18 protein-coding genes are annotated in these 21,895 nt (G+C 40.6%); 12 read left to right on the top strand and 6 right to left on the bottom strand.

Annotated elements, in window-relative coordinates:
• Positions 1-353: 353 nt before the first annotated feature.
• Together H6G26_RS22445 and H6G26_RS22440 are read right to left on the bottom strand one after the other, a co-directional pair.
• Positions 354-2,450, bottom strand: a complete 2,097-nt coding sequence (locus H6G26_RS22445) for a tetratricopeptide repeat protein (RefSeq protein ID WP_190731368.1) — start codon at positions 2,448-2,450, stop codon at positions 354-356.
• Positions 2,451-2,888, bottom strand: coding sequence for a hypothetical protein (locus H6G26_RS22440; RefSeq protein ID WP_190731367.1), 438 nt, complete (start codon positions 2,886-2,888; stop codon positions 2,451-2,453).
• 536 nt (positions 2,889-3,424) lie between these two features.
• Between H6G26_RS22440 and H6G26_RS22435 the strand changes: the two genes are divergently transcribed.
• Positions 3,425-3,820: a hypothetical protein gene (locus H6G26_RS22435; RefSeq protein WP_190731366.1), complete on the top strand. Its 396-nt coding sequence runs from the start codon at positions 3,425-3,427 to the stop codon at positions 3,818-3,820.
• Between the two features lie 456 nt (positions 3,821-4,276).
• On the opposite strand, the gene dpdE is transcribed toward H6G26_RS22435, so the two are convergent.
• On the bottom strand, positions 4,277-7,585 hold the full coding sequence (gene dpdE / locus H6G26_RS22430) for a protein DpdE (RefSeq protein WP_190731365.1): 3,309 nt from the start codon (positions 7,583-7,585) through the stop codon (positions 4,277-4,279).
• A gap of 478 nt (positions 7,586-8,063) precedes the next feature.
• Here dpdE and H6G26_RS22425 point away from each other — a divergent pair, with 478 nt between their 5' ends.
• From H6G26_RS22425 to H6G26_RS22415, 3 genes are all read left to right on the top strand, one after another.
• A complete protein-coding gene (locus H6G26_RS22425) occupies positions 8,064-8,318 on the top strand; it encodes an RNA-binding S4 domain-containing protein (RefSeq protein WP_190731364.1) in 255 nt (84 codons plus the stop codon).
• A gap of 47 nt (positions 8,319-8,365) precedes the next feature.
• Positions 8,366-8,782, top strand: a complete 417-nt coding sequence (arfB, locus tag H6G26_RS22420) for an alternative ribosome rescue aminoacyl-tRNA hydrolase ArfB (protein ID WP_190731363.1) — start codon at positions 8,366-8,368, stop codon at positions 8,780-8,782.
• A 139-nt stretch (positions 8,783-8,921) separates the two neighbouring features.
• Positions 8,922-9,098: a hypothetical protein gene (locus H6G26_RS22415; RefSeq protein ID WP_190731362.1), complete on the top strand. Its 177-nt coding sequence runs from the start codon at positions 8,922-8,924 to the stop codon at positions 9,096-9,098.
• Positions 9,099-9,258: 160 nt separating this feature from the next.
• Here H6G26_RS22415 and H6G26_RS22410 read toward each other — a convergent pair whose 3' ends face one another.
• Entirely contained in the window at positions 9,259-9,813 is a 555-nt protein-coding gene (locus H6G26_RS22410; protein ID WP_190731361.1) for a pyridoxamine 5'-phosphate oxidase family protein, read from the bottom strand.
• Positions 9,814-9,919: 106 nt separating this feature from the next.
• Positions 9,920-10,444 carry a DUF937 domain-containing protein gene (locus tag H6G26_RS22405; RefSeq protein WP_190731360.1) on the bottom strand — a complete coding sequence of 175 codons (525 nt, stop codon included), beginning with the start codon at positions 10,442-10,444 and terminating at the stop codon, positions 9,920-9,922.
• Positions 10,445-10,733: 289 nt separating this feature from the next.
• Between H6G26_RS22405 and H6G26_RS22400 the strand changes: the two genes are divergently transcribed.
• From H6G26_RS22400 to H6G26_RS22385, 4 genes are all read left to right on the top strand, one after another.
• Positions 10,734-12,287 (top strand): GTP-binding protein, encoded by a 1,554-nt coding sequence (locus tag H6G26_RS22400; RefSeq protein ID WP_190731359.1) that lies wholly within the window; start codon positions 10,734-10,736, stop codon positions 12,285-12,287.
• Between the two features lie 105 nt (positions 12,288-12,392).
• Complete coding sequence (locus H6G26_RS22395; protein WP_190731358.1) at positions 12,393-12,629, top strand: hypothetical protein; 237 nt, start codon at positions 12,393-12,395, stop codon at positions 12,627-12,629.
• Positions 12,629-13,030, top strand: a complete 402-nt coding sequence (locus H6G26_RS22390) for a type II toxin-antitoxin system VapC family toxin (protein WP_190731357.1) — start codon at positions 12,629-12,631, stop codon at positions 13,028-13,030. The genes H6G26_RS22395 and H6G26_RS22390 overlap by 1 nt, the downstream gene beginning before the upstream one ends.
• Before the next feature lie 306 nt (positions 13,031-13,336).
• Positions 13,337-15,112 (top strand): serine/threonine-protein kinase, encoded by a 1,776-nt coding sequence (locus tag H6G26_RS22385; RefSeq protein ID WP_190731356.1) that lies wholly within the window; start codon positions 13,337-13,339, stop codon positions 15,110-15,112.
• A gap of 122 nt (positions 15,113-15,234) precedes the next feature.
• Here H6G26_RS22385 and H6G26_RS22380 read toward each other — a convergent pair whose 3' ends face one another.
• Positions 15,235-17,364 (bottom strand): serine/threonine-protein kinase, encoded by a 2,130-nt coding sequence (locus tag H6G26_RS22380; protein ID WP_190731355.1) that lies wholly within the window; start codon positions 17,362-17,364, stop codon positions 15,235-15,237.
• Between the two features lie 164 nt (positions 17,365-17,528).
• Here H6G26_RS22380 and H6G26_RS22375 point away from each other — a divergent pair, with 164 nt between their 5' ends.
• From H6G26_RS22375 to H6G26_RS22360, 4 genes are all read left to right on the top strand, one after another.
• A complete protein-coding gene (locus H6G26_RS22375) occupies positions 17,529-18,230 on the top strand; it encodes a rhomboid family intramembrane serine protease (RefSeq protein WP_190731354.1) in 702 nt (233 codons plus the stop codon).
• Positions 18,231-18,427: 197 nt separating this feature from the next.
• A complete protein-coding gene (locus H6G26_RS22370) occupies positions 18,428-21,082 on the top strand; it encodes a PAS domain S-box protein (protein WP_190731353.1) in 2,655 nt (884 codons plus the stop codon).
• A 95-nt stretch (positions 21,083-21,177) separates the two neighbouring features.
• Positions 21,178-21,408 carry an addiction module protein gene (locus H6G26_RS22365; RefSeq protein WP_190731397.1) on the top strand — a complete coding sequence of 77 codons (231 nt, stop codon included), beginning with the start codon at positions 21,178-21,180 and terminating at the stop codon, positions 21,406-21,408.
• Positions 21,405-21,701, top strand: coding sequence for a type II toxin-antitoxin system RelE/ParE family toxin (locus tag H6G26_RS22360; RefSeq protein WP_190731352.1), 297 nt, complete (start codon positions 21,405-21,407; stop codon positions 21,699-21,701). The genes H6G26_RS22365 and H6G26_RS22360 overlap by 4 nt, the downstream gene beginning before the upstream one ends.
• Positions 21,702-21,895 lie beyond the last annotated feature (194 nt).

Here is a 21,895-nt window from a genome sequence, read left to right as displayed (position 1 = left end):
AATTCTATGCAGCTTCATAAAAAATTGGTATAAGCATCGCTTCTAAATGACAAGTTTACTGTAAACCGCAAAAAATCCCTCCACCCTTATGACTATAAAAATCCAGAACGAAAAAGACTCTTTTACTGCAAACACTAATATAAATATCAATCAAGAAACAGAACAGGAAAAAGTTCTATGTTCTCATTGCCAGCGCACAGCTACGAACGGTATTAAATGTAAAGGAATTTGTGTAGCTGACAATGACTATTAAGGTATGGATTTTAAACAGTAGTTTCAAAATCTCACTTCCGAAAACTATCAAAGCTTTGCTGTGGCTAGCTTATTGTTAAACATCGCGCAAAGCAAATGTTTTAATTACGAATTAATTTTTTAGCCAATCGCCACAACAGAGAAAACGGTAAAATTAATATTGCTAACAAGATTTGCACAAACTGACCTAACCGACTTTTCCAGATAGCACGGGGAGTAGACTGGCGTTGCAGGATTGCTAGATTTCCTCGAATTGTCTTTGTAGTAGGATGATTAACGCCTAACACCCGTTCGCACATTGCCAGGGCTTTAATGTACAGAGGTTTGGCATCACTGTAGCGTCCTTGGCTCTTGTAGAGACTAGCTAAATTGTTCAAGCTAGTAGCCACATCCGGATGGTCGCCAGCAAACAGGCGCTTTCTCATTGCCAGGGCTTCAATGTACAGAGGTTCGGCATCACTGTAGCGTCCTTGGCTATTGTAGAGACTAGCTAAATTGTTCAAGCTAGTAGCCACATCCGGATGGTCGCCAGCAAACAGGCGCTTTGTCATTGCCAGGGCTTCAATGTACAGAGGTTCAGCATCACTGTAGCGTCCTTGACTCTTGTAGAGCAAAGCTAAATTGTTCAAGCTAGTAGCCACATCCGGATGGTCGCCAGCAAACAGGTGCTTTGTCATTGCCAGGGCTTCAATGTACAGAGGTTCGGCATCACTGTAGCGTCCTTGGCTCTTGTAGAGCAAAGCTAAATTGTTCAAGCTAGTAGCCACATCCGGATGGTCGCCAGCAAACAAGGACTGGCAAACATTTACGCATTCTTCACTCCAAGGTTCTGCTAATTTATATAATCCCTGTCCTTCGTAAAATCTTGTTATCCCCACAAATACCCAAATTACTTCATCGCTGGGAACTGATGCTAAAGAAATTATCTGCGCCTCTGTTGCTTCTTTTATCTCTGCAATTATACGTTTACCCAAGTCTTCGAGATGGGGAACAATATCTCTGATGCTTTCAATCTGCTCAGAAGTGGGTGAATCAGGAAGAATTTGAGCAAAGCCTATCATCGCAGTGGCGAAGGTTGTTTCCAAAACTGATTGTATTTCGCCAGCCTCGGCTAACTGTGCTTGCAAAAACCACCGCACTAAGGCATGAATTTTATAATATCCTTCGCTATCTTCTACTAGTTGCAGCAAGTTGCGCCCGTAGAGTTGCTTTTTAGCTGCGTTTAATTCATCTTCTGACAAAGTTAGCTGTCTTTGTTGCTGATTTTCTGCTTCCCCTCCACCTGTCGCTACCCAAATAACCAAATCCCAAAGAATCTGTACAGGAGAAAATAAACTCAAAAATATTCCTAGTTGTTGCGCTACTAGGTCAAGTTCTGACCAAGTTAAAGCAAAGGCGGCTTTGACTCCTAGTTGAGTTGAGGTGAGAGTTTCCCGGTCTTGTAAAGCTGCTTCTGCTAATTTACGTTCTTGCAATCGCCCAAACATGATATCCAAAGATATATCCGGGTCGCGTACTAAATAGCCACCCACTAACTCTATGCCCAAGGGTAAATATTCTAGAGATTCACATATTGCTGCTGCGGCTTGTGGTTTATTTTCAACTCGCCTATCTGCTTTTCCCAACAGTCGTTTTAACAGTTCCAAGGCTTTGCCTGGTTCTTTTTGCGGCGAGAGAACATCTAAAGAAATCTTTTGAATAAAATTTGAGTCTAAATCCCGCAGTCGAGTAGTAATTAAGACTCGGAAGCGGTTATCCTTGGGAACAACTTGGTGGAGGTTGTCTAAATTAGTTACGTCATCGAAGACGATTAAAATAGGCAAGGGAGAGTCGGGATATTTAGACCAACACCAGGCGACTTGTTCTTTCAGGCTTAAAAGTCTGCCTCCTAATTCTTGGGGAATCTCCAAACCTAACTGCAACCGGAAAAACTCTAAAACTTCGGCGGCGAGATTAGTTTCTCTGTCGTTAAACCAGGCAATTCCGCCATAATCTGGTTGATATCGTCTCGCGTATTGGGTAGCTAATTCAGTTTTGCCCACGCCACCCATTCCCGCTATGGCGACATAATCCCCGCGCTGCAAGTCTTCATGCACTGTTGCCAATTCCGTTTCTCGCCCGACGAAATTAACAGAACCGCGATGAGGAATAGATTTTGTGGGAGTTAACTTTGTCCGTTTCCCGTCAGACGACTCCACTCAAATCTGAAAAGTACTACCTCTTTGGTCAATGTTTTGATTTTGAGCCGCATTAATCACTTTTTGGATATTTTGGCTAAAAGTTGAAGGGTTTGATTGTTGAGATTTTTCCACAGCCGCTTTTATCTCCTTGAGAATTTCAGCCAAGTTCGACGGTGGATTATTTTCTGTTAATAATGCCAATTCTTGTGCAGCTTGAGCCACTTCAGGATTAGCTTTAGCCGCAGATTCCACTTCTAGTACAGCTTTGCCATAATCGAGTGGTTGCTCTGGTGCTTTCTCAATAGCAACTACAGTCTGAGGAGACTGTTTTTTTAGGGTGACGAGAAACTTGCCAGTCTTATCTAATAAGTTTTCTGTGACCTTTTCGGTTGTTTTTTCTAAGGCTTTGGTAGCTATTATAGTGCCAACAGCGATCGCCGCAGTTTCAAGTATCATATCCTGCCTTGGCTATGTGTATCCTATTTACTTATTAATACACTACTTTTGTTCTAAATTCCGCAGCTAAGTTAAAAAACCCATATTTTACTCAGCGTTACGGATTTTGCAGAGTTCAGGATTACTTTCTCAATATATTGCGTGTGATATCTAAGCTTTTTGAATTGAAACCAGTTACCGTTACTAAACATCGCCACCAACATCGCGCTCTAAGTTACTAAAATAACGAGTTTAGTTACCACCACTACGATTTTTGTTACAAACATCATAATTTTCGTTACAATATTACAAATTTGTTACTAAAATAACGAGTGTAGTTACGAACGCTACGATTTTTGTTACAAATATCATAATTTTCGTTACAATGTTACGAGTTTAGTTACCACCACTACAATTTTCGTTACAAACATCATAGTTTTAATGGATATTACTTAAGCTATAGTTATATTCAGCACCAAGTTTGTGGATTTTACTCAACCAAAATTAAGCTTTAATAAGGCAAGCTAGTTCTAGAACACAATAAAAAGAACATAACTATGCCTCGTCAAAAGCGTACATATCGCGCTCTAGAAAAAGCTGAATTGAGAATGTCCGGACTCAAAGCAATTGATCCGAGTATGGATTTTGGCGATGCTCGCAATTTGCAAAATATCACACAAATAATTCAGCAGTACCGTAGCAAAATAGAAGCTTATAATACTACTCTGGCTTTGATTGACTCTTACAAAAATGAGATGAAAGAGTTAGAAACAACTTTGAGCGACTTGACAGAAAAGATGCTTCTTGGAGTTGCCTTTAAATACGGCAAAGATAGCCATGAATATGAGATGGCGGGTGGTGTTCGTAAAAGCGATCGCATCCGTAAAAGCACAGCAGCACGCTTGAGAGCGACTCCAGAGGAACCAATTACTAAGAGTGCTAAAACTGCATAAAGCCAATTCGCAATTCGCAATTCGCAATTCGCAATGGGCTAACGCCCCGCTCCGCTAACGCAATTAATTCAGCCACCCACCAGAAGTCGGGTTTTTACCTACCTTGAGAAACAAGGATTTTTTCGCCCACAAGGGGCGAGGTTTTGAACCTAACTTTTTCTGATAAAAAGCATTCTCATACCATTTTACTTTAATAATGATACAAATACGTTGGGGAAGGGCACGGCATTGCCGTGCCCCTACGAGAAATCTATATGTATCACGGTTTTCGTGAAATGGTATCAGGCTAAAATCTGGGGCTAGTACCGCAAGGCGGAAGTCATAAAAGAAGAATTCAGAAGTCAGAATGGGCTAAACGAGAAGCCATGTCGTAGGCTTTACGCTGCGCTATCCGCCAGGCGTACAAAATACCCAACTGAATTCTGGCTCCTGACTCCTGAATTCTGTTCGATAATATCACTCAAATTGCACAAGCGATCGCCCCGATACAACAATAAAGCCGACAGAATCAAGCCTAATTTGGGGCTGGCGAATTCCTTGGAGAATGGCTGCATTTAAAGCAGTTTCTATCTTTAATTCTTCAGCTAAGGCATTATCCCAGCTTTGTTGGTTCAAACGCAGACGTAATTGTTCTACTCTATTGGCTAATTTCTTTTCAGCGACCTTAGCACAACTTTGACATAAATCAACAAAATCAGGACGATTGGAGAGTAGTTCTGAAGAAGTGTTACGCACTTGATAGCAGAAATTTTGCCATTTATTAGGATCAACAAAATCGTCAATAATTCCTAAGCGCTCTTTTGCCAAATTGTAATCTCGTCCTTGATTGTTGTTTTTATCTTTATATGGACGTTGCAGGATACTTAAGAGCGCTTTATCTTCAACAACACGGATTGGCTCATTACGGCCATCAACATAGATAGTTTCTATAATTGGCGGAAATAGAGCATCAACGCGTCGCTGCAAGTTTTTAAATTGAGAATTATCGAGTTTGTTATCTAGTAAAACTTGTTTGGCAATTCTTAAATTTGCCTCGACTACATAATTGCACTGGAAACCAAACCACTCCTTCCCTTCTTTAGAGTCCCAAGATGCATCAGTGCGCCACAAAGCAAAGGCTTCACCTCGGTCATCCCAGTTTATATAGTTCCAGAGTGCTTCGACAAATCCTTCGCCAACCCGAAAGAGTTTAATACCAGGATTCTGGTTTGCTACCCGACGATTATAAGTGCCAAATTGGTCTAGGTAACTATCAGCAAAACGGTTTTTTAACTCATTTATGGGAACCAATGTCCGCGTTGACGGTTGATAACGTCGCATATCTGATGAATCTGGATTATTTAGTCCTCTGAATCCCAGTGCGTCACAAATCCAACCTTCAATTGCTCGTTTCATTTCTAGATGACAAGCATCGTAATTATCTAACTCTTGAAAATACTCCGTGGCAATTTCATCGTTAGCGTCAATTTCATCTAAAGCATTTTGTTCGCTAATTTTTGCTATTTCGGCTTCAATTTGCTCTTGAATTGGTGAAATCATCTCTAACAATCCAGCAGCACTTGATTTAAACAAAGCTGTTTCTAATTCTGCAAGTTTATCATCTACATAAAACTGTAAACTCGCAATTGATTGTTGGAAAATACCAAACCCATCTTTCAATACTTGATACCAAGCATTGTGGGGGCTATCTTCCAAATAAGGGCCAATCAATACACAAGATTGGACTCCAATTTTGCTGCCAATGCGGTCAAGTCTACCAAGTCTTTGCTCTAATTGATTAGGCGACCAAGGAAGGTCAAAGTGAATTAACCAATCGGCAAATTGGAGGTTAAGTCCTTCTTCTCCAGAGCGATCGCATACTAAAATAAAGCAGTTTGGGTTATTCCTGAACTTACTTAAGCCTTCCTCAACTTTGTCTGGTGATTCCCCAAATTGATGTTTGGCTATTGTCTCTGCACCAAAGGTATCAGACAAATACCGGACTATTTCGCCACAAGTTTGCACAAAACTGGTAAATACAACAAATTTGGGCAGAATATCGCCAGAAATTGGTCTCTTGATTCTCTGCTGTATCCTCGTGATGAATTCTTTTTGATTTTTCCGAACGTTTGCGGGAATTTTGAAGTATGTACCTAACTGATTCAGCAGCACTGTTTTCAAATTTTCCGTCCGTCCTCCATCTTCTTGAGGTTGACGAATAATTTTGAGGAAGGATTGCAGAATCTCTTCTTCCCCTGAGAATTTGGGGGTTGTAGTTAATAGGCGAATATCATCTTCTTTAAACTCTTGGATGAGTTTAGCATGAGGCTTACCAGTTAACCGGGCGGTAATTACTTGCTCTAAAATCCCTAACCAAGTACCAGCAGCTAGGAATAATAACAGAAAAATTCGCTGATATGGCTTTTCACTAGGAGCAACACCGCGCCATTGATTGAGGAGTTCGTGGATATCAGGCGATCGCTCGTCTAAATCATACTCTTCTTTGGGCGTAAAATTGCGGTCAAAGATCACATCTTCCACCGCCGCGCGACGGTTGCGAAGCATTCGGCGGTGTAGTCGATAGATATCGCTAACGTGAGTGCGAATCGCTTGAACGATTTGATCTTGCTCGGTAGAATTTGCTTGTAAATTTTCTAAATCATCCGCCAGCTTTTGTAAATACTCATCCTCAGTCAAGAGGTTTCGTAGTTGCTGCAAGTTGCTTTTAAGTACAGCAGGTTTAGCACCTTCTTTAAAAGAAAGCAGAAGTTTACCAATTTCTTGACGGCTTTCAACTTTGGCGCGAAAACCTGCTAAATCACCAATTTTATAGGTTGCTGGGTCGAGCAAGTGCAACATAGCCAGAAAATCTTGCTCATGATTGAGAACAGGAGTGGCCGATAATAGAAGCAAGCGATCGCTTTTATGAGCCAATTCTTTGCAATTCTGAAAACGCTGGCGCACTGCCGCATCCTTAGAGGTTGCCATTGCTGCGATATGATGGGCTTCATCTAAAATTAAGCAGCCTATCTTCGCTTTCAGGTTGATTTTATGGATATCTTCAACCGCCAGCACCGCTACCCGTTTGCCAAAATGGGAAATGTAAAACTTGTTTTCTAACTCAGTCCGCCATTGTTTGAGTAAATATTGCGGAACTAATACCACCGCATTTTTTTTCGGTTCATCTAGAAGGAATTGACGCAGAATCGCACCCGCTTCGATGGTTTTTCCCAGTCCCACCTCGTCTGCTAGCAAGTAACGCTGAATTGGGTCTTCCAGTACCCGCCGCACAACTTCAACTTGGTGAGGATAAAGATTGATATTTGCCGAAATCAATCCCGTCATCCCGCGACTGACAGCGCGTTGCTTAATCAAGGATTTGACGAAAGCCAATCTTTTATCGTGGAAGTAAGGCGTTTCGTGGCCCTTCATCGCCAGAGTTTCGATGGGGTCTGTGTTTGGGAGATTACAACGAACGTAAATGTCTTCTTCAGATGCGATCGCAGTTTTCTTGTCTGGTAAATCAATTTGATACATTTCTGTATCTTCATCCCAGATGAAAACTCTGCCAACTATCCATTTATCCTGAGTTTGGGACTTAATATAACATCTAGCTTGGGGTTCAAGCCTAACCTCAGAGAGAGAATTTAAAGGTAAAGTTTTTTGGAGACGTTGCCCTATAGAGCAGAAATACTCAACGTTCGCATTGTCATCAGATATTTCTGTAACTTTTCCGATACCCAAAGAGTTATTCTGGGACTGTACCAATAAACCGAGCTTAATCATAGATCCAGTCCCCTGAATACACTAAAAGAACCTTCCAGACTAATTTGTTCACTTATATCTGGAAATTTTGCCGATCAACATTATAGATAATAAACTGGCATCACAGTTTTTGTTATAGCGATCGCCATAGCCTAATCCTTTGCGCTTAAGGGCGAAAGGGTTTAAGTTCGCCTTTACCCCAAGCCCAGTAACCTTTTTTTAGATCAAAAGGCAGATTGTTAGCCTTATCTGAAAAGTATTGCACAACAGCCAATTAGTAAAATCAGTCCAAACGTTGATTTTCGTTCTAAAAGTTTACCTAAGCAGTAGCATTTTTAAATGCAGGGGGACGCATTGGCATTGCATTGCAGGGTATTGCCAGATTTAATTCACTACGAATTAATGAAATACTGTATTTAGCTCATTATGTGGTGCAACAGATTCACCCTTTGGCTTGATAACGGCGCGATAGAATTAAAGTAATGTAGTTTTATTTACTATGAAGAAAATCAGAGACAACACAATTAAGTTAAATCAATATTTAAAGTTGATGGGTATAGTGCCAAGTGGAGGACAAGCCAAGCTGATGATTCAAGGTGGCGATGTCCAAGTCAACGGTATGCTAGAAACCCGACGAGGGCGGCGATTAGTGCCAGGTGATAAAGTGACAATAGAAGGAAAGACTTTAGAGGTGAATTTGGATAACAATGAATACCAAGACGTAGTAATAGATTCTACCGAACAAACTGAGTAAAAGATTTTTATCGCAAATTGAAAAGTTTCTCTTTTGTTTTGTAAGCAATGCTGCAAATTTCCAACAAAGTTATTATCCCACAGAGTGAGATTGAAATTAGTGCAATTCGTTCGCAAGGAGCAGGAGGCCAAAATGTAAATAAGGTTTCCACGGCGATTCACTTGCGCTTTGATATTGCGGCTTCATCATTACCCGATTATTATAAAGAACAGCTATTAAAGCTGAACGATCGACGCATCACCCAGGACGGGGTTGTTGTAATCAAAGCGCAGGAACACCGAAGCCAAGAGAACAATCGGGAGTCAGCTTTGAAACGACTTCAAGAACTTATTCAAAGCGCAGTTGTAGTGAGGATAAAACGCAAACCCACGAAACCAAGTCGCAGTTCTCAAAGAAAGCGCCTTGACTACAAAACTAAGCGCGGACAGGTTAAGTCTAATAGAGCGGAAGTGACAGATTATTGATTTATAAACTTAGACTTTGGCACTCAATTTTGTTGCAAAATCTTACCAGAGAACTAAGACTAATTCCTTCTATTGACTGTAGTTAAGATCATGACTTAACTGGTTAGCTTGAGAGTAGCAACTATTAAAGGTGAAAAAGATGAATAAGACATTACTAACGATTTTGATGCTTGCACTGTTACTCTTATTCATTATCTCTCCCTTTGCTGCCCTTGCTAGTTTAATGCTGCTAGTGTTAGTTTCGGCGTTTTTCTCTTTACTAGGAAATTTGTTCCAAGCAATAATTGGTGGTGACACCGACCCTAAAAGGTCATGAAAGCAAAATTTCAAATGAAGATCAGATTTCAGAACTATTGTGATGTTACATGAAAAGCCGCTTTCAAGGTGCGATCGCTTTGGCGGCTTTCTTATTTACACTCCCTACAATCGATGAGCTTTGAGCTTAAAAGATGCCCCAAAGTCCGCTTTTGTCAAATTTAAGGTAACTTACTCAGTGGTGTTGCTAAACCGTCAATGCTGACGAGATTTTTCTTCTGTTGATATTCTCGAACTCCCTCTTCGCCTTTTTTACTAGCCCAGTTTACTAAAGTCTCGCGCTCACCTTGATATTCATAGAGTGGTACGCCAAAACCACACGAAGTCTGTATTTTGTCAATGTCAGCGACGATAATTTGACGAGTTCCAGGCATCGGCACAAACAAAGAGTACAGAGAGTCCCAATCGGGAGAACCCGGTAAAATTGTCTTTCCTTGACCGTAAAGACGCAGAATAGAGGCAGGTTCCTCAAAAGCACAAAACATAAAGGTTATCCGCCCATTTTCTTGCAAATGGGCTGATGTTTCGTTACCACTGCCTGTAAGGTCTACGTAACCTACTCGGTTTGCAGAGAAGACGCGAAAGCAGCCTAAACCTTTAGGAGACAGGTTAACATGACCTGTAGGACTCAAGGGTGCAGAGCCAACAAAGAAAATGTGTTGGGCAGCAATAAAGCCTTGCAGTTCTTCAGTAATACAGTCAAAAAGTTTAGCCATAGACTATTTGCTAATTTCCCATCTTCTCAGCCTATGTCTTTGCTAAATATCTAGCAAGGCCTAACTGCCAATGTTTAAGGGAGTGGGGAGTGGGTGTTAAAAAGTGTTAACGTTTCATATGCCGACTAGCCATTTGGATGGCATCAGCGATATCGACATCACCATCGCCGTCAGCATCCAAGAAAGAATTCAGTACAGAATTCCCGCCAGCTTGGGGATTCTGAACATTTGCACCTGATTTCAAAAAATTAAGTACCAAAGGTACTGCTAAAGGCAGCAATTGTTGAACTATACCAGCATCCAATCCAGTGCGCCCGGCAGCAACCTGAGCTACCTGTTGTTGTATCTGAGGAGAAAACAGCGAATTGACGGCTTGGGGGTTAGGAGAAGTACCGGCATATTGATTAACTAGAGTTTGTGCAGCTTGATTACCATCTGTGGCTTGCTTTTGTTGTAAAGCAGAACGCACTTGACTACCGACAACAGATAAAACTGATTGGATGGTAGAAGGGTTTGTGCCAGTCTGATCGCTCATCTGCTGTACACTGTTAACAATACCTCCGAGTTGACCTAAGCTGCCCTGTTGATTGGGATTAGCAACTGCACCAAGAATTGTATCGAAAAGTCCCATAAGTTTGTTTCTCTCTTTGTTCTCAAAAGCTTGCCAAAATTGGCATTGATCTACTTAAAAATTAGAACATGCAAGCTTCATAATGAACGAATAAAATTTCAAAAGCTACTAACTTAAGGATGATAAATCGTAAATTTCTTGCAGGGGCACAGCATTGCTGTGCCCTTACGTTTCACCCTCAAAGGTTCAAATTTCACAAAAGTTGCTTCTTGCTACTCTGGTAAAAAATGCTGAAACTATTAAAATCAGAAGCATCTGCATGCTGAATATTCACTAATCTTTCCCAACCATGCCTCTGCCACGCATAGTAACGCTGATTGTTGGTCTGATCGTCATTTTGGGGCTAGCCCTATGGCTAATTGATTCCCTATCGCGCCTCTATTGGCAATTGTCCTATTCGCCGTTGCTGGGCAATTTGCTGCTGTTGCTGCTGATTGTCCTTATAGGAGCGTTGGTTGCCGCTTTTGTCTATTATGTACTGGTGATTCAATCTGGCGAAAAGCGATCGCGCCGCAACCCGAAGCGAGTAACTGCGGCGCAAATTCCTGCTGGCAAATCTGATGCTGCTTCTACAACTCTCCAAGCTGTGCGTCAACAGGTAGCGCAAATTCAAGATGAAGTAGCACGTCAGGCTTTATTAAGTAAATCACGAGAGATTGAAGCTAACTTAGCGCGGGGTGAGATTCAAGTAGTGGTATTTGGTACAGGGAGTGCTGGCAAAACTTCCCTAGTTAATGCGATTATGGGACGCATGGTCGGTCAAGTCGATGCACCGATGGGTACAACCCAGGTTGGAGAAACTTATTGTCTGCGGTTGAAGGGATTAGAACGCAAGATTTTAATTACGGATACGCCAGGAATTTTAGAAGCAGGGGTGGCGGGAACGGAACGCGAACAAATGGCGCGAGAACTGGCGACAGAAGCCGATTTACTGTTGTTTGTGGTAGATAATGACTTACGACGCTCAGAATATGAGCCACTGCGGGGATTAGCAGAAATTGGTAAGCGATCGCTCCTAGTGCTTAACAAAACTGATTTATATACAGATGAAGATAAAGAAGCCATTCTCGCTAGATTGCGTCAACGGGTACGGGGATTTATTTCTACTAATGATGTGGTGGCGATCGCTGCTAATCCCCAATCTGCACAACTAGAAACTGGCGAAACCTTCCAGCCAGAACCGGATATTGTTCCTTTGCTGCGGCGCACAGCTGCTGTTTTACGGGCTGAGGGTGAAGATTTAGTTGCAGATAATATTCTTTTGCAATCTCTGCGATTGGGAGACGAGGCGCGAAAACTTATCGATGGCCAGCGTCGTCGTCAAGCTGACAAAATCGTAGAACGCTTTCAGTGGATTGGCGCTGGTGTGGTATCTGTTACGCCTATTCCAGTCGTAGATTTGCTAGCAACAGCTGCTGTTAATGCTCAAATGGTTGTGGAAATTGGTAGAGTGTATGGCTGTGAATTGAATATGGAACGGGGACGAGAATTAGCCCTTTCTTTAGCAAAAACCCTCGCCAGTTTAGGCATTGTCAAAGGAGCGATTCAATTATTATCTACAGCTTTGCAACTCAATGTCGCTACTTTTATTATTGGTAAAGCAATTCAAGGTGTGACAGCAGCTTATTTAACGCGAATTGCTGGTAAAAGTTTTATTGAATATTTTCGTCATGACCAAGATTGGGGTGATGGTGGAATGACAGAAGTTGTGCAGCGACAGTTTAAAATTAATCGCAGAGATGAATTTATCAAGGCTTTTATTCAAGAAGCGATCGCACGAGTAGTAAAGCCATTACAAGATAAATCTGAAGTAGTTGAACATGATGAAGAAATTAATAGTTAAACGAGCTAAAATTAAAAGAATATGCTTTGTTTTTTTTATTAAATTTAATTAACATACACTTTATAAGTATGCTAGACTGTTGGCCATAGTCAAGAGAAAAGAACAATGCATCAAACAGTAACTCTTGAAGAAGCATTAGAGTTAATAAAACAGCTTTTATTGATAGATAAAATTCGCCTAATCGAGCAAATTGCACCCCAAATTGAACGCGAATTAATAAATATTCAGCCGAAACCGCGAAATTCGTTACGAGGATTATGGCGAGGTAGTAATGTTTCTGAATCAGATATTGCACAAATGCGGCAACAAGTTTGGACAAACTTCCCACGTGAGGATGTTTAATGTCTGATTTGGTAACAGACACTCATGCACTGATTTGGTACTTAGAAGATAGTCCAAACCTTAGTGTTCCTGCAAACGAAGCATTTGACAAATGCGATAGGAGTGAAATTACAATATACATACCAACAATTTGTTTAGTTGAAATAGTTTATTTGCAAGAAAGAAGACGAATATCAGCAGATATGAAATTTCTGCTAGATAATGCATTAGCTAATGAAAGTAGTGGATTAGCTTTAGTTAACTTAACAACTGAAATTGTTGATACATTATCCACGATACTACGTGATACTGTTCCAGATATGCCTGATAGGATTATTGCTGCAACAGCAAAGTATATGAGTTTACCTTTAATTAGTAGAGATGCAAAAATAATACCATCTGGAATAAGTATTATTTGGTAAAAACATCGTGATCGCTAGCCGAATATACTGCTGGTTTACATAATGCAATCTTCTTAGCTAATTTTTCCTGAAATTAACTTTGAGAATTACTAAACGGATATTAATTCTCAACAATTAAGCGTGTGTATGTTCATTTTTTGCTAAAAATACAAATTTTAATAAAATATTATATTTAGTTACGTAAAAATACTTAAAAATTAAACTTGTATTCTAGTATCAAAACTCTAGCAATTTATTTCTAAAGTATTCCGGAAACAGGAGGGAATGTCCGAAAAATAAATAAAAGGACTACTGAGTAACCAGGTCATGACTCACCACATAATCGGTAAATTACTACAAGGGCGTTACCAAATTATCCAAAGCCTCGGTGCAGGGGTGTTTGGACAAACATACATAGCTGTAGATGTAGATTATCCAGAGAATCCCAAATGCGTTGTTAAACAGATTAAGGTTAGCAGTTCCGAATCTGGCTACTTGGATATGTTGAGGTTAATGTTTCTGACTGAAACTGAAACCCTTAAGCTTTTGGGAAGCCATCATCAAATTCCTGAATTTATCGCCTGCTTTGAAGAAAACGAGCGATTTTATTTAGTGCAAGAGCTAATCGAAGGCCATGCGCTGGCTGCGGAATTACCCATTGCTCAACAGTGGGGGGCTTTGTGGAGTGAAAGCGAAGTTGTAGAATTTCTGATAGATGTCTTAGGTATTCTAGAATTTGTTCACTCTCAAGGCGTGATCCATTGCGATATCAAACCGGAAAACTTGATTAGACGTAATAGTGATCCCCTACGCAAGTTAGTTCTGATTGACTTTGGCTCAATCCAGTCTATCGATTTTGGCATAGGTGCGGAATTGCCGATTTATAGAATTCCCGTCACTTCATTAGGATATATACCACCAGAGCAATTTATTGGACAAACACAGCCCAACAGTGATATTTATGCTTTGGGTATGATTGCTATCCAGGCTTTAACCGGGTTAGAACCACTACAATTAAAAGCTGATCCTTATACTAATGAAATTGTTTGGCGTTCTGAAAACACGCCAGTCAACGATTATTTAGCTGCTGTTCTCAGCCAAATGATCCGTTACGATTACCAAAACCGCTTTCAGTCTGCGAGTGAGGTACTGCGGGTACTTAAACAAATAATATGGGAACCTCAGCCATCACAAATATTAGAAGCAGATGAGCAATTTCCTCTAGAGGCGGCGGTTGCAGATGATGATTCTCAAAATTCTACATCTGGACAATCATCCCCGTTATTAACAGGAATGAAAGTAGGACTGGCGGCTAATTCTTTATTAATGGGATTTGGTGTATGTTCTTTAATTAATGCTGCACCTGCATACTCAGAAACAGAAACTTTATCTAAAGCTACAAAAGAATATCAAGCAGGAGATTTGCAAGAAGCGATCGCACTTGTTAAATCAATTCCTTCTCACAGTAATGTTTATCCAGAAGCGCAAGCCACGATTGAAGAATGGCAAGAGCAATGGCAAATAGCTGCACAGCAATACCAAATAGCTCAAACAGCTTTTAATGAGAGTAAATGGTCAGATGTTCTTGATGCTGTTGCTAAAATTCCAAATATTTTATATTGGCAATCTAAAACAGATAAACTAGTTCAGCAAGCATCAGTAAATCTTGAAGTACAGACGCAAGATTTATTAGCAAAAGCTTACGAAAGCGCCGAGATAAAAGATTTTTCTGCTGCTTTACAATATCTGCGTCAAATTCCTAAAGAAAGTCGTGCGGGTGCTTTAGTTCAAGACAAGCTGGCTGAGTACAATCGCAAGCGGCAGATCAGAGCAGCTTACTTTTTACAGAAAGCTTATAAACAAGCATTTGTTGGTGATTTTGATCAGGCTATAAAATTCCTCCAAAATATTCCTAACGATACTTTAGTTTATGCTCAAGCTCAAGTCAAATTGAACGAGTATACTCAAAAGCAACGTCTGCGAACTGATTATCAAAAGATAGTTTCTGCAAAAAGGACAGATTCATTTGTCTCTAAAAACTCAGCTATTAAGATTGAATATCTTCAAGGAGAAAATTATCTGCAAGAGGTAAATATTCGATAGTTGCAGCAATTGTTAAATGCATAGACTTGTTACATACAGTAATTTTAAAATGCGAGTAAGGGCACAATTTATTGTGCCCTTACGCGTGTGGTTTATTCATTTTTGACTTCCGCCTTGCGATACTAGGGTATCGTCTGGGGTGGATTGGTGGAATTAGGAACTGGGATAATTGGCACGATTAGAGGCTTTGGTTTCTCTGATTGCAGTTGAATTTGGGCTTGATTGCGGGCATCTATTGCTTGTTGGTAATTAGGCTTGTATTTTATTGCTTGATCGTAAGATGCGATCGCATCTTGAAACCGATTCAAATTTAGTAGAGCATTGCCTCTGCTATACCAGCTTTCAGAATGGTCTGGTTTATAAGCAACTGCCTTCTTATAAGATGCGATCGCATCTTCGTATTTTTGCAAATTGTATTGTGAATTCCCTAGATTATACCAGACTTGATAGTCTTTTGGCTTAATTGTTGCGGCTTTGTTATAAGCTTTTATTGCTTCTTCATAGCGTTGGTTTTGATGCAGCGACCATCCCAGATTATACCATGCTTGATAGTTGCTAGGATTATATTTAATTACTTGATTAAAAGATTCAACTGCTTCTGGATAACGTTGTAAATTGAGAAGTACATTCCCTCTTGAAAACCAGGCTTGATAGGAATTTGCCTTGTATTGAACAGCTTTATCATAAGCTGTAAACGCGTCCCGGTAACGCCGCAAATTGACTAGAGAATTTCCCCAATTATACCAAGCTTCCTCATAGTCTGGTTTTAAATCAACGGCTTTTTCGTAAGCTGCGATCGCTTCTTCATATCGCTTAGAATTTTGTAAGGCTAATCCTTTCTTGTACCAAGCTTCGTAATTATCTGATTTTAATTCAATCGCTTTTTCATAAGATTTAATTGCTTGGTCATATTGGTTTAAGTTACTGAAAGCTTCACCCTTAGCATTCCAGATTTCTGAGTTTTTATTATCTAATTCTAAGGCTTTGTCAAAAGAAGCGATCGCTTCTTGATATCGCTGTAAGCTTCCTAATACAAAACCTCGCCCACTCCAAGCTTCAAAATAATCTGGTTGAATTTGAATTGCTTTATCATATGCCGCTAGCGCATCTTTGTATTTTTTTAATTTATACAGCGTTTTCCCTTGACCATTCCATCCTTGAGCATAATCTGGTCTAACATTAACGGCTTTTTCATATACTTCTAATGCGTCTTGATAACGTTGCAAATCAAAAAGTGTATTTCCTTGCTTGGATAGTTCTATGGCGTTATTTGAATTAATGTGATTTAAAATTAATATTGATGCTACTCCGCTAACACTAATTAAAAATATCACTAGTAAAACTTTACCCAATATTCCTTTTTTCGGTTGAGGTTTGTTTATATTTTTTGGTGAAGAAATAGGAGTTAATGCAATTGTCTGGGGGGGTGGTTGTGTTAACTCTTTCAGAGCTTGTAATGCTACCGTTGCCGAAGGATAGCGTTGCCGAAAGTCGTAGCACACCATCTTATCTAAGAATTGGGCGAATTCTGGCGTTACCGTAGCTTGCTTGTGCCAGATAATTTCATTAGTATCATCATCTTTTTCTATTTCCTCTGCTGATAATCCAGTGAGAGCTTGAATAGCAATTATTCCCACAGCATAGATATCACTGCTTAATTTTGGCGTACCATGAGCTTGTTCACCAGGAATATATCCAGGCGTACCTATAGCAACAGTAGCTTGTGTTTGACCTTGGGGAGTAATAACTTGAGTAGCTATTTGTTTAACTGCACCAAAATCAATTAAGATTAATTTGCCATCTGGGTAGCGCCTGAGGATATTTCGAGGATTGACATCACGATGAATTACATTCTGTTGATGGACAAATTCTAAGATTGCCAAAAGTTCTTGTAAAAGTGAAATTACTTCGTCTTGACTAAGAGTTTTACCTGGTATTAATTCTTGGCTCAAGTCATGCCCTTCGATCAATTCCTGTACGAGATAGAATTCGGCGTTTTCCTCAAAGTAAGCTAAAAGTTGGGGAATGCGATCGTGAGTTCCTAATTTATACAGAACTTGCGCTTCTGTATCAAATAAACGCCTAGCTGTCTCCAAAGTTACGGGATCACTTGCCTGGGGTTTAAGTTTCTTAACGACACATGGAGGTGAACCGGGTAATTGGGTATCACTTGCCACAAAAGTTTCACCAAAACCCCCACCTCCCAAATGACTAATAATTTGGTATCTTCCTACAAGTGTGTTTCCCAGCATCTCGTTTGCCTAATTAAGTGCGATGCGATCTGATTTCAATCTTGCCACACGTTTAGGGGGAGTAGAGGAGCAGGGGAGGCAGGGGAGGCAGGGGAGGCAAGGGAAGCAGGAGGAGAATAACTAATAACTAATGACCAATGACTAATGACTAATGACAAATCCATATGATTCCTATTAGTGATAATATTCGTTGTCGGAAGAAGCCGATTATTAATTACTGGCTGATTGGTATTAATGTTGGCATATTTTTATGGGAACTTCAACTAGAATTTAGTGGTGGATTAGGTTATTTTGTTAATATTTGGGGTGTAATTCCAGCCCAGATTAGTGGGGCAATTACAAATGCATTCTTATTCAATAACTCTGCTGCTTGGATAATTGTAATTTGGCGAACATTTTCACTACTTGTTGCAATATTTCTGCATGGCAGTTTTAGCCAAATATTGGGAAATCTGCTATTCTTATGGGTTTTTGGGAAAACTGTCGAAAATATTCTAGGACATAGACGCTATTTAGGATTTTATCTAGCTACTGGCGCGATCGCTTCTTGTGTGCAAATTCTAGCTGAACCAAGTTTGACAGTACCATTGATTGGCGGCAATGGCGCGATCGCAGCTGTTTTAGGAGCATATATTATGAAGTTTCCTAAAGCTAAAATTGACACAATTTTGCCGTTAATAATCTTGTATATTCCAATTCAACTTCCAGCTTTTTTCTATCTATTTTGGTGGTTTGTGCAACAATTATTTTATGCCATCGGCAGTTTAAATATTCCTCCTGTTGGCGTAAACCAATTGGGTGGTGTTTTTTGGGGACAGGTTGTGGCATTATTTATTGGTGCAGCTTTTATGCGTTTGAAGAGATAATTTGTTATTAAATTACCACTGGATCGAAAGGGTCTTGTCGTCAGACATCGCTTTTAATCTCAGAGGATATCTGTTGCGTAAAACCCTATACGCCTTTTGATGGATTACATTTTTGAGACTAAGAATCCATACTGTTAAAGCTAGGGGATGCCTACTCTTCAAATCGGTATTGTTTAGTTATAAGCGCAGTGTGCAAGATGTCAAATGTTGATAAAATTAACTTTAAAGTCACTGATGAATTAGTAGCTCTGCGGCAGCGCGTAGCTGAGTTAGAGCAATCAGAAATATTTTATCAGCAAAGGCAAGCAGCGCTTGAAGAGCAAGTAATAGAGTTAGAAAAAAAACTGGCACTTGCACTACAATATCCGCATATTCAAGCTTTTGAATATGAGATAAATTCGCATCTTGAACAAGGAGTATCCACAGGCTTCAATGTACCCACAGATGTAGCAGTCACTTTAGAGCAGATCCAACAAGAAATTGCAGAACGACAGCAGGTAGAAGCGTCGCTGAGGGAGAGTGAAGAACGGCTCAGGCTAGCTCTAGAGTTTTCCCAGATGGGCTTGTGGGATTGGAATATTGTTACCAATAAAGTCATCTGGTCTGAAAACTATGAATTGCTTTTTGGTGTGCTTCCAGGTAGTTTTGATGGCCCTTACGAAACGTTTCAGAAGTGCGTTTATTCTGAAGACAGGCAATCTGTAATGCAAGGGATCGCCCAGGCTTTAGGACAAAAGACTGACTACAATGATGAATTTCGCATAGTTCGATCAGACCAAAGTGTTCATTGGATTTCTGTCAAGGGAAAATTTATCTATGACGATCGCGGACAAGCGGTGCGGATGATCGGCGTTTGTATGGAAACTACTGTCTGCAAGCAAGCAGAAGAAAGCACTCGTGAACTAACAACCCAAGTGCAAGAACAAGCAAATATTTTAAATGCCATCCTCACCGCCTCAGTTGATCACATTTATATCTTTAATCGCAAAGGCCGTTATCAGTATGTCAGTCGGGATGCAGCTACGTTACTAGGCTTCAAGCCCCAGGATCTTGTGGGAAAAACTTTGCAAGACCTGGATGTACCCGCAGAGCTTATGGAACAGGTAGATAATCAACGCCAAGCTGTGATGAAAACTGGGCAGCCAATCAAGGATGAATGTCAATATGTTACTGCTGATGGGGTGCATTATTATGAATACATTCTCACTCCATTACGCAGTTTTGGCCAAGCTATTGAAGGCGTAATTACTGTTTCTCGTGATATTACCGAACATAAACGGGCAGAAAAAACATTACGCGAAAGTGAAGCGCGTTTTCGGCGTTTGTTTGAATCTAACTTGATCGGGGTCGCTTTTTGGAATGTGGATGGCTTTATTATTGATGCCAATGATGCCTTTCTCCAGTCAGCTGGCTACACTCGTGATGAGTTTGCCACTTTGGGTAAAATTAATTGGAGAGAACTTACTCCTATTGAATATAAAGATTTAGACGATCGCGCCCTCTTGGAAGTGCAAACCGCTGGAATTTCCAGAATTTATGAGAAAGAGTATCTCCAGCGCGACGGAAAACGAGTCCCAATTGTTTTGGGGATAGCCTTGCTCAATGACTCCAAGGATAATGGTGTTGCTTTTGTACTGGATATTACCGATCGCAAATCAGTCGAGAAAGAACGCGATCGCCTCCTCGAAGGAGAAATGAAAGCACGCAAAGAAGCAGAAATCGCCAACACAATCAAAGATGAATTTCTGGCGGTTCTCTCTCATGAACTGCGAACCCCACTCAACTCCATTCTGGGGTGGTCGAAATTGCTGCGGACTCGTGATTTAAATGAAAAAACCACTAACCATGCCTTGGAAACCATTGAACGCAACGCCAAGTTACAAACCCAGTTAATTGAAGATTTGTTGGATGTGTCTCGCATCCTCCGAGGAAAATTAAACTTGAATGTCTGTCCAGTGAACTTGGTAATGGTAATTGAAGCAGCACTAGAGACAGTAAAACTAGCAGCACAAGCTAAGTCAATTCAAATTCAGACGATATTTGATTCCACTTTGGGACAACTGATGGGCGACCCAAATCGGCTTGTGCAAGTTGTGTGGAATCTACTTTCTAATGCGGTAAAATTTACACCAATAGGCGGACGGATAGAAATTCGACTGATGAAAGTTGGTAACCAAGCTCAAATTCAGGTCAGCGATACAGGTAAGGGAATTAGTCCAGAGTTTTTGCCTTATGTGTTCGATTACTTTCGCCAAGCTGATAGCACAATTACTAGGGCATTTGGTGGACTAGGTTTAGGATTAGCGATCGTGCGTAAGGTTGTAGAAATGCATGGGGGAAATGTTCAAGCAGAAAGTCCTGGAGAAGGAGCGGGTAGCACTTTCACTGTTGAACTACCGTTTTTAGCCAGAAGTGAACAGGTAATGTCTAACGAAAATGAGCCTTCACCTTGTGAAGCTGATTTCCCAATCCTTTCAGACACTAAAATTTTGGTGGTGGACGATGAACCAGATATCCGCGACTTAGTGACCTTTATTTTACAAGACTACGGTGTAGAAGTAACCGCCGTATCTTCAGCACAAGAGGCATTACAAGCGCTCTCTGAGTCAATACCAGATGTTTTAATTAGCGATATTGGAATGCCAAAGACAGACGGATATATGCTGATGCGTGAAGTAAGAGCGCGATCGCCTCAACAAGGAGGACGCGTACCAGCGATCGCTCTGACGGCTTATGCAGGCGAAATGAATGAACACCAAGCATTAGCAGCAGGGTTTCAAATGCATATTTCTAAACCAGTAGATCCAGATGCTTTGGTGAAAGCGATCACCGATTTGATTGAGCCAAAATGATCTAGGTAAGCGTCCGAAAGGCTTTCCATAACTTCACTGTTCAGGTCTGCTACTTTCCTGCTAAACTCTGGATAGTCCCTATGCTTTTAGTGATTATGGCATCTGTTGAGCAAGTTATGAAAGAAGCCTTAGCTTTGCCCAGTGCAGCGAGAGCATTGTTGGCAGAAAAGCTCGTTGAAAGTCTTGAATTTGACGTAGACGAAACACTTCAAACACTGTGGACAGATGAAGCCAAGAAGCGTAGAGATGAAGTTCGCAGTGGTACAATCGAACCCATTCCTGGAGAGGAAGCCTTAGCCAGGGTGAGACAAATTTTGGAGCAATGAAATACGTCTTTCATCCAGCAGCATTAATTGAATACAGTGAAGCTGTCAAGTTTTATACAGAGTATAGAGTTGAATTAGCACAAGCATTTATTAATGCAGTTGAGGATGCAATTTTCCGAATTATCAAGTCACCGACTCGCTGGGCTGTTGTTGACGAAGACATTCGTCGATGTCTAACGCGTAAATTCCCCTATGGAATTTTATACACCATTGAGGAAGATTACGTTTTAATTTTGGCAGTGATGCACTGTAGCCGCGAACCGGGATACTGGAAAAAGCGCCTCACAGACTAGCAGCAGGATTTAAAATGCATATTTCTAAATCGGTAGATCCAGATATATTGGCGAAGGCAATCGCTGATTTGATTGAACCAAGCTTATAGCTTATATAGAACCCATTTGACATCTTATGAGGTTTTGAATTAAGGTACTCCTCAGCATCTAAAATCTAATACTAATGGCGTACTCCAGCAACCTCACTGATGCAG

The sequence above is a fragment of the Nostoc sp. FACHB-888 genome, from assembly GCF_014696655.1.
Classification (GTDB): domain Bacteria; phylum Cyanobacteriota; class Cyanobacteriia; order Cyanobacteriales; family Nostocaceae; genus Nostoc.
Note: the sequence above shows the minus strand (reverse complement) of the source record. Positions and strands in the feature narration are given on the sequence as shown.